Raw genomic sequence first — 13744 nt, 5'->3', positions numbered from 1 at the left:
TAGAACGAAGCTCCCCAATAATTTTGGTTCGCGATACGATGAGTACTCATCTAGAAGCTGTTGGACGGAAAACCTAGAAGTGGATTGGAACTAGCTATGCTCTTGTGGGATCACGCCGCCCCGCTGATTGGGTGCTACTTCCTGGCTACCCTGTTAATTCCCTTTCTAGTGAAGTACTTTCGGCAACACACATTTTACTTTGCTGCCCTGATGCCCTTTAGTGCCCTACTCTGGACGCTATCTCACACCCGTGAAGCGTTCGGCACTGGATCGCAGGAGATAGCAGAGCTTTATCAATGGTCAAGCGTGCTAGATCTAGAAATAGGGTTTCGACTCACCAGTCTCTCTTGGCTAATGCTTATAGTAATTAACCTGGTTGGCTCGCTAATCCTGGTGTACTGCGCCCAGTATTTCTCCAAGGAATCTCCGCGGCTTGGTCAATTCATTGCCGCTTTCCTAGGTTTTGCAGCCTCTATGTCTGGTCTGGTGTTGGCAGATCACACCATGACCCTCTACTTTTTCTGGGAAATTACTACTTTTAGCTCCTTTATTTTAATTGGTCATGAAGCAGAGGAACGTGCCTCCCGCGCTGCTGCCCGCCAAGCTATTTTGGTAACCACCACCGGTTCTTTAAGTATGTTCGCAGGATTTGTGATCCTGGGGATCATGCCAGGGGGCTCCTTTAGGATTAGTGAGCTCATAACCGTATTGTCCTCCTCGACCGCCCTGGGCACTCAGGTAGAACCGGTTGCGGCTGGCTGTGGATTAGCTTTGGTTTTATTTGCGGCCATTACCAAGTCGGCGATTTTCCCGACTCACTTCTGGCTCCCCTCCGCGATGGCCGCCCCCACTCCCGTCTCGGCATTCCTACACGCGGCAGCCATGGTAAAAGCAGGGATCTACCTGATCACCCGATTCGCGCCCGCATTTGCCCGCTTCCCTGTGCTTACCTGGGCAATCATTATTTTAGGGGCAACGACTATGCTGCTAGGAGGCTACGCGGCGCTGCGGCAAACCGACCTAAAGCTGGTTTTGGCTTTCGGCACAGTTTCCCAGCTGGGATTCCTCACCATGCTTATTGGTTCGGCTAGCCCCCAGCTATACCTGGCAGGTTTGTGCGTTCTAGCTGCCCACTCCACCTTTAAATCCGGCCTATTCCTGACCACCGGGACTATCGAAAAACAAACCGGCACCCGCGAGTTCCCCAGTCTATGTGGCCTGGGGGAACGCTCGCGTACGCTAGCTACCTGCGCCTTAGCGGGGATTATATCTATGTCCGGAATCCCGATTACCAGTGGATATTTGGGGAAAGAACATGCAATTACTGTCCTTATGGGGTCAGTAGGCAACGGGCAATCGGCGATAGTTTTCGCAGCGCTGATTGTGGGCTCCGCATTAACTTTCGCCTATTCGCTGCGCTATTTTTGGGGCGCTTTCAGTCATAAGCATGACCGCAAAGGATCATGTCCTCATCGGCAAAAATTGCGCGCAACCGGCCAAATGCTCACAGCGGTTCCCGGGATTCTTACCGGGCTTTCGGTAATTCTCGGATTCTTGCCGAGCGTCCTTGACCATTTTTTGCGCCCGACCGCGATCCAAAGTTATCAGCAAGATCCGGGGAATCTCCATCTTTGGTCGGGAATACTGCCTGCCTTGGTAACTGTCTTTATCTTGGCGGCAGGTTTCGGCCTATTTTGGAAGCGGGCACGGCTGGCGCGGCTGCAGCGGCGCTTAGCTTTTTCGCCGCGTTGGAGCGCCCAGGGGCTGTATTCGCGGGCTATCCGGGCTTTGGAGCAGGGGGCTGCTTGGGTTACCGGTAAGGTTCAAACCGGTTCTCTTCCTGCTGACCTTTCAGTGATATTTACGGTTTCGGCAGTGGCAACTGGGGTATGCCTGCTGGGAATTAACGATATGCACAGCTGGCATTTCGCGGATTCCTTCGGGCAAGCATTCATTTGTTTTGCCCTGATCGGCATGGCTGCCATCTGTGTTGTTGCCCAGCGCCGCCTGAATGCAGTACTGGCACTGTCTGCCTGCGGAGCGGCCGTGGCAGCCATTTACGTGCTACAGGGGGCTCCGGACTTAGCGCTTACCCAATTGGTGGTAGAAGCGGTCACCCTTACATTGTTTTTACTGGTGTTGCGGCGCCTACCAGCCCGGTTTTCGCGTCGACTGAGCCGTTGGGCTCCCGGCTATCGGCTTTTAATAGCCGCTGCCTGCGGGGTAGGCATTGTGCTATTGGGCCTGTCCACGTCCTCTGCCCGAATTCATGAACCAGTATCGAACCTGGTCACTACCGAAGGGAGTATTTTTGCCGGGGGACAAAACCTGGTCAATATCTTGTTAGTAGACGTTAGAGCCTGGGATACTGTGGGAGAACTTTCGGTACTACTAGTTGCCGCTACCGGGGTTACTGCCCTGATCTACCTACGCGGGCTATCTAGCGCCCTGGCTGATTCCCATCGGGCACGCCGGCGTCGACTATTGATGAGGGCGCGGCGACGTCGGGGACATTTAAGGAAGATTTCCGCTGGCCCGCAACAAACTTGGCTGGCGGTAGCTACGTTAATTAGTCCGCGCCGCCGCTCGATTTTGTTGGAAGTTTCTACCCGGATCTTGTACCACACTTTACTGCTGGTATCGGTATGGCTATTGTTTATCGGCCACAACAACCCTGGCGGAGGCTTTATTGGAGGCATGGTTGCCGGGATTGGGATTACGATCCGTTATTTTGCAGGCGGACGCTTTGAACTGTTAGAGGCGGTTCCGGCCAGACCGGGCGGGATCATTGCACTCGGAATGACTACTGCGGTAGTTAGCGCTTTGATTCCACTAGCGTTTGGCTACACCATTTTGCAAAGCGTGGAAGCACATCTTGATTTAGGGATATTAGGGGAACTGCACTTTACTTCGGCAATGGGACTAGATATTGGGGTGTATTTACTGGTTATCGGGGTGGTGCTGGATTTGTTGCAATCTCTGGGTTCGGAGATTGACCGTCAGGGCGAATCTGCGGGCCATCAGCTGCCCGAAGCCGATATTACCGGCCGGCAAGATCCGGTAGATCATGCCGTTAGATTACCGGATGATGAAGCGGAAACTGGGGACGCGTCCTCGGCAGCAAAAGAAAAGAGCCTGGTGCAAAGCGTTTCTGTTTCTGAACCTGAGGAGGCAAAGCTGTGAGCGTTTCTCTCTGCCTGTTATTAGCTGCCGGATTCCTGGTTGCTTGCGGGGTTTACCTGGTCACCGAACGTACTTTAACCCGGATCGTTATCGGATTAGGGCTACTGGGTAATGGGATTAATCTATTCCTGCTTTCTCAGGGAGGACGCGCAGGTACGGCTCCAATTTTGGGTACTGCCTTGTCAAAAATGTCTGATCCTTTGCCGCAGGGAATGATTCTTACTGCGATTGTGCTGTCGATGGCCACTACAGCATTCGGATTGGCACTTGCCTACCGTTCCTGGCGGTTATCGGGACATGACGAGGTCACCGATGACCTGGAAGATCGGCGCTTAGCGAAGAAAGTGGGCGATGCCGAACGCTTCCTACGCTTGGATCTGGATGAGCTAGATAAGAGACGAGGTCGTAAAAGGAGGGAACTGTGAACTTTCTTTTAGCGTTACCGGTTCTCCTTCCCCTGCTAGCCGCGGCTTTAACTTTGGGATTAGGGAGGCATTACCGGATACAGTCGGCGGTTGCCTTTGTGACGCTGTCGTTTTCGTTAATCTTTGCCCTCACGATTCTAGGGTTAACTGATAAAGCTACTCTGGTTTTAGATGTGGGGTCTTGGGCGGCTCCGATTGGAATCTCCCTGGTAGCTGACCGTCTAGCTGCGATAATGCTATGTACTTCCTTGGTGGTAATGGTGGCGGTACTGGCCTATTCGCTCTCTGAAGATACCGTCCACGAATCGCAGGATATTCCTACTCCAATTTTTCACCCCACCTACTTAGTGTTATGCGCCGGAGTGAACAACGCGTTCCTCACCGGAGATATGTTTAACCTCTACGTGGGGGTAGAAATTCTGCTTACTTCCTCGTTTGTGTTGATTACTCTGGGAGGCACCCGGGATCGTATCCGCTCCGGCACGGTTTACGTGGCAGTATCAATGGTGGGGTCAGCGATATTCTTGGTAGCACTTGCCTGCCTTTACGGCGCTTGTGGCACCATGAATATGGCACAGCTTTCTATGCGGCTAACTGAAATCGATCCGGCAGTCGCCATGCTTATCCAAACGTTATTCCTAGTGGCATTTGGTCTAAAGGCAGCAGTTTTCCCGCTCTCGGCTTGGTTACCAGACTCATACCCCACGGCTCCCGCCCCGATCACCGCAGTATTTGCGGGATTGCTTACCAAAGTTGGGGTGTATGCGATTATCCGGATGCAAGTTCTTATTTTCCCGACTTCCCCGGTAGATGTGGTGTTGGCGGTAGTCGGGATTCTCACTATGATCGTAGGAATCTTGGGGGCAGTTGCCCAGGACGATATTAAACGGTTACTGTCTTTTACCCTGGTTTCCCATATCGGTTTTATGATCTGGGGAATTTCGCTAGCTAATACCTTGGGGATCGCCTCAGCAGTGTTTTACGCTGTCCACCATATTCTGGTGCAAACCACCTTATTCTTAGTGGCAGGCATGATGGAGAAGATCGGCGGTTCTACCTCGCTGCGCCGTCTACACTCCTTAGCTAAGATTTCACCGCTGCTAGCGATCTGGTATTTGATTCCGGCTTTCAACCTGGTGGGTTTCCCACCTTTGACTGGTTTTTTGGGCAAACTGGGACTAGCCGAGGCGACGGCGGCTCGCAATGCTCCCCTGGCCTGGGCACTGCTGGCTGCGGGGCTAGTTGCCTCCCTACTGACGCTGTACGTGGTGGTCAAGATCTGGCTACAGACTTTCTGGCAGGGAAGGGAATCTGCGCAAGAAAGTGGCGGCGAAGAAGAGGAAGCCGTAGATACTTTGAATCCTGCTGCCCGTATTCCCCGGGGAGTCTGGGCGGCAACCGGTTTCCTAACTGCGGTAACGATTGGCCTATCGATTTTTGCCGATCCGGTCTACACTTTCACCGAACGTGCCACTATCTCTATGACACGCGCTGAATATCAACGCGCGGTTTTGGGAGAAGATGGACGCGGACACGGGATCTCGAAGCTTTCTTCGGGGAATTGGGGAGATTATTTAAACGCGGACGGGAACCAGGCGGATACCGCTGCCGCTGAAACCACTACCAAGAGCGTTCTTTTTGATGCTTTATCGCTGTTCCCACGAGAATCATATGGATCTGTACCAGTGAGGGGAGGTAGCAATGACTAGCGACAACTGCGATGACAGGGCTCAGCACACTATAGCTGCAGCTCCTGACCCGGTTAAGGGGTCTCAGTTACCAGAAAAATCTGGCGCGAGCCAAAATAATGGGAAGCACCAGGACGAGATTACCCCCGTCAACGCTGCGCCTTCGCGCCCAAGTCTGAAACAGCGGCTAAGAAATCTACCGCGACGCTGCTCCCTAGGGATGAGCATCTGGTTGTTCGTGGTCTGGATACTGCTAATTCGTGACCTGTCCGCTGTTTCTATCGGCGGTGGCCTGCTGATCGCGGTGGGTTTGCAAATATTTTTCCCGATGCCGCATGTTAACCCGGTAAAAAGATTCCGTCCCTTGCGGGTTGCTTGGCTGGCACTCCGCTTCGGTTGGGATCTTTTGGCTTCTGCTCTGCAAGTAGCTTATGTGGTGCTCAGAAACAAACCTGCCCGCCCGCAGATGGTAGAAGTGGAGATGGTGACCCGCTCAGAGTTTTATTTAACCATGGCTTCCGCGATGACCTGCCTGGTGCCAGGTTCTTTAGTAGTGCGGGCTCGGATAAACCCCTCGCGAGTAACTTTGCATGTGTTAGATCGTGACCTATCTAAAGGGGCGCGCGGGGTAGAGAAATCTTTACACGCCCTCGAAATGAGAATTGTGAAAGCTTTGGGCAGTAAGGCAGAGATTCAAGAAGCTCAGGAGCGTTTACAACGCTACGAGCAGCTGGTAGCGGCGGGTAAAATCCCCTATTCTGCCCAGAGCCGGTATGTCATTGATGAGGACGCCCAACCACGACCCGATAGTGAGAGGCAGTAGGCGCTATGACTTGGATTTTTGTTTTAAACTGGGCGATGCTCAGTGTCGCTGAACTGCTGGCTTTGTACGTGCTGTGGCGAGGACCAGGGATTTTGAATCGTACTGTGGCCTTGGATCTATTAACCGCGATCACCATCGGGATTATTTGTTTGGTGTCAGTGACCGGGGAGCGCGATGACACTATGCAGGTTTTACTGGTGTTGACTTTGGTGAGTTTCTTGACGGCGACCGCGGTGGCGCGGATTATTGGGCAGCGTTCCGCAGCCGAACAGGCACAAGATGCTGATCCAAACGTGGCTAAGAAACCGGAACCAAAAGCGGACGCTGTTATTGGGAAAGGAGGACGTGATGAGTGAAAGCTGGTCCAACGCCCTCACCTACCTGGGGATAGCGATTCTCACCCTGGGATCTGCCTTGACTTTGATTGCTGCCATTGGAGTAGTGAAGCTGCCAACTTTGCTGCAACGCCAACACGCTGCCACAAAACCGCAGTTAACCGGGTTTATTTTGACCTGTCTGGGTTTGGTAGCGATTCGTCAAACTTGGTCGTGGCTGACTGTAGTGCTGCTAGCGATTGTGCTGCAAACTCTGACGGCACCGATTGGTGCGCACTTGATCGGCAGAACCGCTAAGCAACGTGGCGAAATCAAAGATGCTGGTGAAACGGTTTATCGCCACCTGCATTTGCCACTTTCCGGTAAGGATACGCCGGTAGTAACCCGAGACAGTTAAAATCATGTATAGCCGTAAGCAAAATAAAAATCGCTCTCAATGTAGTTTTTATTATGCATTGGATGCTGTATTTGATACCTGAATGCTGTTTTCCCTGAGGTTTGAAGCAAAAACACCTTGTTAACAATATCTCGATATACATGTTTACGATATTGCTAATGTCTGGCAAAGTAGTTATCTTGGGAGTGAGCTGCATTTCTGGAATCGGGGGTAAGTGATGGAGCGTTTTATCGGGCGTGAACGCGAGCTAGAAGCACTGGAGAGAGCGTGGGGAAGTGATCGTTTCGAGTTCACCGTTGTCTATGGGCGCCGCCGGGTCGGAAAAACCCGTCTGATTAGGGAATATATTGCCGATAAGCCCGCTGTATATTTTATGGCGCTGGAGGCCGATAAGAAGACAAACTTGAACAGCTTTTCCCGTACGTTTTCCCAGTTCCAAGCCTCAAACAAGCCAGGTTTGACGGCCTCGCGGGCAGGTTACAGTTCTTTTGAGAATCTATTCGCTGATATGGCGGATACTGCTCGCCACACCCCGTTTGTGCTAGTAATCGATGAGTTTCCGTACTTGGCGGCGAGTTGGCCACCGATTTCTTCGCTATTGCAGAAGTTTTGCGATTCTCAATGGGCAGGAACCGGACTGCATCTGATTTTGTGCGGGTCGTCGATGAGTTTCATGGAGCGACAAGTCCTCTCCGCGAAAAGCCCCCTGTATGGGCGGCGTACCGGTCAGATTCGCTTGCGACCTTTCGATTTTTTGGATACCGAGGATTTTCTCTCCCCTCTACCCCGTTTGGATGCCGCAGTTCTTTACGCTGCTACCGGTGGCGTGGCGGAATACCTCGACTTTATAGATACCAGTACAGGCGCTGCCGAGAACCTGTCGAAACTATTCTTTGATCCCAGCGGCCGCCTGGTGGAAGAACCGGGAAACCTACTAAAACAAGAACTGCGAGAGCCAAAACGCTACAGCTCTATTTTGCGCGCGATTTCTGACGGGGCCTCAAAACACAATCAAATCGCTACAAAAACTGGGATTCCTACCGGGGTTCTGACGAACTACCTCGGCGCCCTAATGGATCTGGGTATCGTGGATAAACAAATTCCCTGGAATGCGACAATGAAAATGGGCGGGCGAAAAACCATTTATCGGATTCAAGACGGCTGTTTCCGTTTTTGGTACCAATTCGTGCAACCCAACCTGTCGACTATCGAGTTGGGTGCGGGTTTAGCTACTCTGGAAGCGAACGTTATTCCCGTACTCAACAGTTTCATGGGGCTGGGCTTCGAGCAGATTGTCGCTGATCTTTTCGACCGCGACAATGCCGCTGGAAAGCTAGTCGAGCTGTACCAAAATCGTGCCCGCTGGTGGGGTAGCGACCCGAAAACGCATCAATCCGAAGAAATCGATCTAGTCGCCGGAGGGAATAAATCTACTCTGTTTATCGAAGCTAAGTGGTCCAGTCAACCCGTCGGCATTGATGTCCTGAAAACCCTAGAAAACCGCAGTAAACTAGTCAAACACCACAAGACACCCCGCTACGCTGTCTACGCAAAGTCAGGATTTACCCCCGAATTAGCCCGCCACGCGCAAGGACGCGAGGACGTGAGGCTGCACAGTTTCCTAGAAAAATAGCTGCGGGTTTGCGAGACCAGGTTCAGAGCATCTTAGCGTGGAATCTTTCACGGTTTAAGCCTTAGACCCGCTAATCCGGCGAGATTAATCCCGTAAATATTGTCGGGTTACTTCCGACAAAGGCAAGGGATAATCCCCGGACTTTGCATAGTCGTCCTGTAAGGCTACTAGCTGTTCGCGAAGGGTTTTCGGTAGGCCAATCTGTTCCTCAAACGCGAGCGAGACTATAAAATCGAGATCTTCGCCCTCGCCATATTCATAATCTGCTATCAATTGTTGGACTGCGGGGCTAGCGGTTTTTTCGAGGTGAGCACGAACCCTTTTATATAGATCTAAGTAGGTTAGCACGATTTAAGCCTATCTTTAGCAATCCTTATATTTATCGCTTCCCGGTAAATATGTGGCTCTACCTAAAGAGAAACCTTCCCGGCGCTAGGAGTTATCGCAGTTAGAGCCTATTTACAGCGACAGCCCCACCAGGTGGCCGACTGCGCCAGTAATCAGCATGGCGAGGGCGCCGCCGATAATCACCCTAATGACGGCACGTCCTCGGGGAGCTTCTGAGAGCCAAGCGGAGGTGTATCCCGCTAAACCTAGCGTCACTAAAGTCAAGATGAAGGTGGCGATAAACTTGGAGGCCGGCGGGAACAGCAGGATTGCCAGATTCTTTCAGAAGAACCTATTGACCACACGCCATCGGGAGAAGGGAATCCCTACGACTACGGCTTAACGGTACCTTTGGGTCTTCCGGCTTTGCCGGGGCGGGTTTTCTGCCAGTTATCCACGGTTTCGGGTAGCCATCCGTATTTGATGGCTTTTCCTGCTCCAATGGACGCATCGGGGGCGGGGAATGTTCCGCGCGTGATATAGCTTTTTATAGTGTGAGGGGATAGCCCGAATCGCCGGGCCATCCCGTTCACGGTTAGATAGTTAATCATCGCGTTTATTTTGGCGGTATATGGCGATAACGCCAGCCAGAGCCGCTAGGGATACTAGCAGCTGCAATATCTGCATAATCATAACGTAAACCTCCTAGACTAGGAGAAAGTTACCAGTCCTTTCGGAGCGGGCAACCTTTCAATTTCTACTTACGCTTGTCCCACCAGGTGAGCAAGCTACAATAGCAATTGAAAGGTTAATAATCATGTCTAGCGATTCAAGAACTAACATGATTTTCCTTTCTCTTGTTTTATCCCCCGGCCTGCCCGGGGGATATTCTTTCAGTTTTCCCCTCAAGACCAATACTATTTCGTTTAACCAGTAATTACGCACTAAATCTGCCATATTGACGGACACTACCCCATTAACCTGGGTTTCATCCCACGACGGAATAATAGGCCGAGACCATCCCCGCAGGTGCCGGGCGTTTTGTAAAAAGTGACACTTTTGACACTTCTGGCACGGATCATCCCCGCAGGTGCGGGGCATTTATGGTGGCACTCTAAAAATCGAGTCCGGGAACCGGATCATCCCCGCAGGTGCGGGGCATTTCGAGCCGCCCACAAGACCCAGCCCATGTGCCGGGGATCATCCCCGCAGGTGCGGGGCATTTAAGAGAACGCCCTATTTTTAGCGGCTAGCGCGGGGATCATCCCCGCAGGTGCGGGGCATTTCCGCTATTGTCCCGGGGATAGATGCTATAGCGGGGATCATCCCCGCAGGTGCGGGGCATTTTCCCAACATCCCCGGGTTGTTAACCTGCCGCTGGGATCATCCCCGCAGGTGCGGGGCATTTTCAGTATTAGCGAAATGTTGATGCGGGAACACGGGATCATCCCCGCAGGTGCGGGGCATTTCTTTTTGGCAGACGGAACAACTTTGCACCTTAGGGATCATCCCCGCAGGTGCGGGGCATTTTTATTAAGTTTGCGCGGCCGCGCTCTAAGCGGAGGATCATCCCCGCAGGTGCGGGGCATTTCTTTCTGATATTGAGGCCGCTCTCGGAAGAGAGGGATCATCCCCGCAGGTGCGGGGCATTTCGATCCATAAAGATATGTTCACCACCAGATTTGGGATCATCCCCGCAGGTGCGGGGCATTTGAGATCTGAGGGTTTGAATTGGATCGCCTGATAGGATCATCCCCGCAGGTGCGGGGCATTTCTGGCTATACCGAGTAGCCACCGCGCTAGTGCCGGATCATCCCCGCAGGTGCGGGGCATTTGCGCGCGGAAAACATCATTATTAACGTTCAGTGGGATCATCCCCGCAGGTGCGGGGCATTTTCTACAATTTCCCCGGTATGTTCCCAAACCCACGGATCATCCCCGCAGGTGCGGGGCATTTTTTTATGAGAGTTAATTCATTTGCTGAGGCGTAGGATCATCCCCGCAGGTGCGGGGCATTTACTCGTTGAGCTGGAATATCGATCCAAAATATTCCTTTCTAACGCCATCCTATAGGTAGCTACCTCAGATTTTTAGGGTTTACGTTTACGCATTCTTCTGCGCCTGGCAGCTATCGACCACCCATAGCCTTCATTGTCACTACTTTTCCCTTGCTGCCATCCCGGTTCTCGTCGCTGCCTATCCCCCGCTGAACTATCACTTTTGATTCGCTCAGGATGCTGCAGCAAAGTCATCCCTTCGAGTTCTATTGGATTCCATTTATGCCCAGCCGAGCGCACAGCATAACCTTGCTCATTATTGGTACTATATATCAGTAGCGCCTTACCCTGTTTCCGCTCCGCAACCACTAAATCCCAAAGGTTCTCCCTCACCCGGGCAGACAATCTCCCCACGAATACTCCCGGAGAGGCCTCTAACAGCCAGCGAGTTACATATCCGCGCAGCCCCGGAGGGCAGGCCGTTAAGATTAAAACCATCAAAACGGAGCCTCCCTCACCTCAGCCGCATAGTTAGAGCCGCCCTCGATATTTCCTTGATAGTAATCCCACAACCGATTACGGTTCTCCTGAACTTCTACCGAAGCATCTCGCTCCCCGGTAAGCAAAAAGATAATATCTTGCGCACATCGTTTTAGCAGTCCCTTTTGAAAGACCTGGTCACGCAACTTAATCCGCATTCTGGTCGCAACGTCCTGCTCGCCCTCGGAAACAATCTGGAATGCCAGTGGAATCACGAATTCAACCTTATAGAGGTCAGCAATATCAAACACAAAGGAGCGCGAATGCCCGGTATGCACTATGCCGAGTCCCGGCGAACAACCTAAAGCACAAATAACCGCATGGGCAATCCCATACAGGGTGGCGTTACCAGCAGACAGCGCCTGGTTAACCGGATCACTAGCCTGAAAGTCTTGGGAATCAAAAACTCTACCTGCCCAAGGAACCCCATATTCATCTGCCCAACGCCGGTAGGCCATTTTCATGCGGTGACCTTCCCGCCCCCGCAGCTGTCGCATGGAGAGCCCCTCCACATCCTCTTCACCAAAACGCATTTGATACATTGCCCTGGCTACTTTGATTCTTTCATTTTGCGAGGATGAGCAACGCGCTTGCAGCTGCAGCAAGGCATTCGAGTCAGCCAAACTGCGTCCGCTGGCATAGAAGCGCACCCCGTTTTCACCAACCCAAACCGCACTCACCCCGCATTCGCCTAAAAGACTCATCGCCTGGTGAGAAATCGTTGATCCCGGTCCCAGCAGCAACGATGAAATCGTTGCCGCCGGGACATGCACCGTTCCCTGCTCATCTCGCAAGGTCAAAGCATTTTCTGCGCGGTGTACTACACAGCGCTCTGCATAGAGGAATGACCAGCGGTCTTCCACCCGCGGCAGCGATTGCCGCGGGACGGGCTTATTTGCGAGGCCACCGTTCATCGCTAACCTACCTAGGAGCTAGGGTTAGCAGACCGCATCCGTATGCCTTCGCTGCCCCTAAACCGTTTAGCATGGCGATGCGCAGCAGTTCAGGATCCTTTACAGTCAGAATTCCTTCGAATGCTACCCGGTTCAAGGTAACTAAAGATCCCGGTTTCCCCGCCTTTCCTCGCTGAAAACGAATGCGCTCTTTTTCCACGATCGCCACCGCCAAATCAGTTGCTTCACCAGTGGACGGATTGGCAGACACCTGAGGAATCTCGAACCCCCAACCCTCTGCTCTAGATGTCAACCAATTAACGCGGTCTTCATCCCTAACGATTGGAATCCGTTTGGATCGTTTAGCACCTTCAACTTTCACCGCCCGAGTAGGAGTTGCCACTAGCCTAAAATTCCAGCTGCTTCCCTCCGCGAGTCGATCCAAGAAATGCTGATAGCTTTTCACCCCGTACGTGGACTCTATTTCTGGCCACCCAGCTTCTTCAGCAAGTTGGGTTAAATCTGGTCGCACCGGAGACTGAATATAAAGGTAGTAGCCTTTTTGGTGTCGATCCAAACGCCAGAGAATCCGCGGTGGTTCCCCTCCCTCCCATTGGGATTCATGGAAACAGTTCTGCAAGATGGCAGCGTGCATCCGCTCCATGGAGGCGAGCAACCTGGCGGCTCCCCGTCTCCGAGGGTTTAAGGCACACCGTGCAAGATAATATTCGCTCACCACATACCTCCCGGATTGTGGGTGGTTAAGAACGATGGTTCGGTTTCGTTGGCTGAAATATCAGTCGCTACTTCGCATTTCCACCTGACTACGTCACGCCACTCATATTGGCGATGGTGGGAATCGAAACTGAGCGGAACATCGTGCACTTGGTCAAAAATACAGTCTTCACGTCTGTCTTCCGGTAGTAAATCCAGATCCGCAACTACCTCTAAACTTACTTTTCCATTCTCGAGGTCGAGGGGTGAAGAGGACGACCAGTCCGTTTTCCGCGATACTTTCTTTTGATACCAAGCGGCTGCCTGCCAGGGATAAGCGGCGATGGCGTCTACCAGATTTCCCTCTGACAGCTTTGGTCGGATAGGGGTCATAGGAGGAAACGCCCTTCGCCCTAAATACAGCGGAAACTTTGGTTTAACCAAGGCATCATTAAGGGCATCAATCAGGCTGGTTTCCCCGCTAAGCCCAACGACAAATACCGCGTCTGACAGGTAATAGCGGTCAGAAAGAGGATAGGAAGTCTCGCCGTCAAAGGAATGGGTGGTATGAAAATCCCGTTCCCGAGTTCCCGGTTGATCGATGCGAACCGCCATTTTCAGATCAACTAAATCCTCAACAGGATCCACCCGGCGACGTCCTTGTGCTGCCGCTAGCAGACCGATGATTCCACTTTTGGAGGGTTCTGAGGACGTCCTGCGCTTAGTAAAACGAGAGGACGTCCCCCATGACTGCATCGGACCTTTGAGGGTCAAAAGCATATTCTTCAT

The 13744-nt window shown here is 52.4% G+C and carries 14 protein-coding genes and 1 CRISPR repeat array; of the genes, 7 read left to right on the top strand and 7 right to left on the bottom strand.

Going from position 1 to position 13744, the window contains the following annotated elements:
• Positions 1-96: 96 nt before the first annotated feature.
• From E6072_RS05960 to E6072_RS05930, 7 genes are all read left to right on the top strand, one after another.
• Complete coding sequence (locus E6072_RS05960; protein ID WP_316694424.1) at positions 97-3183, top strand: Na+/H+ antiporter subunit A; 3087 nt, start codon at positions 97-99, stop codon at positions 3181-3183.
• Positions 3180-3608, top strand: a complete 429-nt coding sequence (locus tag E6072_RS05955; protein ID WP_316694423.1) for a Na(+)/H(+) antiporter subunit C — start codon at positions 3180-3182, stop codon at positions 3606-3608. Before E6072_RS05960 ends, E6072_RS05955 begins: the two co-directional genes overlap by 4 nt.
• The gene (locus E6072_RS05950; RefSeq protein WP_316694421.1) at positions 3605-5317 is read left to right on the top strand and encodes a Na+/H+ antiporter subunit D; all 1713 of its coding nucleotides are present in this window, start codon (positions 3605-3607) and stop codon (positions 5315-5317) included. The genes E6072_RS05955 and E6072_RS05950 overlap by 4 nt, the downstream gene beginning before the upstream one ends.
• A complete protein-coding gene (locus E6072_RS05945; protein ID WP_316694419.1) occupies positions 5310-6119 on the top strand; it encodes a Na+/H+ antiporter subunit E in 810 nt (269 codons plus the stop codon). The genes E6072_RS05950 and E6072_RS05945 overlap by 8 nt, the downstream gene beginning before the upstream one ends.
• A gap of 5 nt (positions 6120-6124) precedes the next feature.
• The gene (locus E6072_RS05940) at positions 6125-6475 is read left to right on the top strand and encodes a monovalent cation/H+ antiporter complex subunit F (protein ID WP_278610707.1); all 351 of its coding nucleotides are present in this window, start codon (positions 6125-6127) and stop codon (positions 6473-6475) included.
• Positions 6468-6851, top strand: coding sequence for a monovalent cation/H(+) antiporter subunit G (gene mnhG / locus E6072_RS05935; RefSeq protein ID WP_316694417.1), 384 nt, complete (start codon positions 6468-6470; stop codon positions 6849-6851). Before E6072_RS05940 ends, mnhG begins: the two co-directional genes overlap by 8 nt.
• Positions 6852-7068: 217 nt before the next feature.
• The gene (locus E6072_RS05930) at positions 7069-8484 is read left to right on the top strand and encodes an ATP-binding protein (RefSeq protein ID WP_316694415.1); all 1416 of its coding nucleotides are present in this window, start codon (positions 7069-7071) and stop codon (positions 8482-8484) included.
• Positions 8485-8568: 84 nt separating this feature from the next.
• Here E6072_RS05930 and E6072_RS05925 read toward each other — a convergent pair whose 3' ends face one another.
• From E6072_RS05925 to cas5e, 7 genes are all read right to left on the bottom strand, one after another.
• A complete protein-coding gene (locus E6072_RS05925) occupies positions 8569-8832 on the bottom strand; it encodes a hypothetical protein (RefSeq protein WP_316694413.1) in 264 nt (87 codons plus the stop codon).
• Between the two features lie 111 nt (positions 8833-8943).
• Positions 8944-9135 carry a VIT1/CCC1 transporter family protein gene (locus E6072_RS05920; protein WP_399335478.1) on the bottom strand — a complete coding sequence of 64 codons (192 nt, stop codon included), beginning with the start codon at positions 9133-9135 and terminating at the stop codon, positions 8944-8946.
• Positions 9136-9203: 68 nt separating this feature from the next.
• Positions 9204-9422, bottom strand: a complete 219-nt coding sequence (locus E6072_RS05915) for a transcriptional regulator (RefSeq protein WP_316694410.1) — start codon at positions 9420-9422, stop codon at positions 9204-9206.
• 403 nt (positions 9423-9825) lie between these two features.
• Positions 9826-10829: direct repeats of the CRISPR family, unit length 28 nt; unit sequence GGATCATCCCCGCAGGTGCGGGGCATTT.
• 72 nt (positions 10830-10901) lie between these two features.
• Complete coding sequence (gene cas2e / locus E6072_RS05910; RefSeq protein ID WP_311588252.1) at positions 10902-11306, bottom strand: type I-E CRISPR-associated endoribonuclease Cas2e; 405 nt, start codon at positions 11304-11306, stop codon at positions 10902-10904.
• Positions 11306-12262, bottom strand: coding sequence for a type I-E CRISPR-associated endonuclease Cas1e (gene cas1e, locus E6072_RS05905; RefSeq protein ID WP_316694407.1), 957 nt, complete (start codon positions 12260-12262; stop codon positions 11306-11308). Before cas1e ends, cas2e begins: the two co-directional genes overlap by 1 nt.
• A 7-nt stretch (positions 12263-12269) precedes the next feature.
• Positions 12270-12977 carry a type I-E CRISPR-associated protein Cas6/Cse3/CasE gene (gene cas6e / locus E6072_RS05900; protein ID WP_316694406.1) on the bottom strand — a complete coding sequence of 236 codons (708 nt, stop codon included), beginning with the start codon at positions 12975-12977 and terminating at the stop codon, positions 12270-12272.
• Positions 12974-13744, bottom strand: a complete 771-nt coding sequence (gene cas5e, locus E6072_RS05895; protein WP_278619802.1) for a type I-E CRISPR-associated protein Cas5/CasD — start codon at positions 13742-13744, stop codon at positions 12974-12976. The genes cas6e and cas5e overlap by 4 nt, the downstream gene beginning before the upstream one ends.

The sequence above is a fragment of the Varibaculum cambriense genome (genome assembly GCF_032557235.1).
GTDB classification, from domain to species: domain Bacteria; phylum Actinomycetota; class Actinomycetes; order Actinomycetales; family Actinomycetaceae; genus Varibaculum; species Varibaculum cambriense_C.
This window is presented reverse-complemented; position numbering and strand designations above follow the sequence as displayed.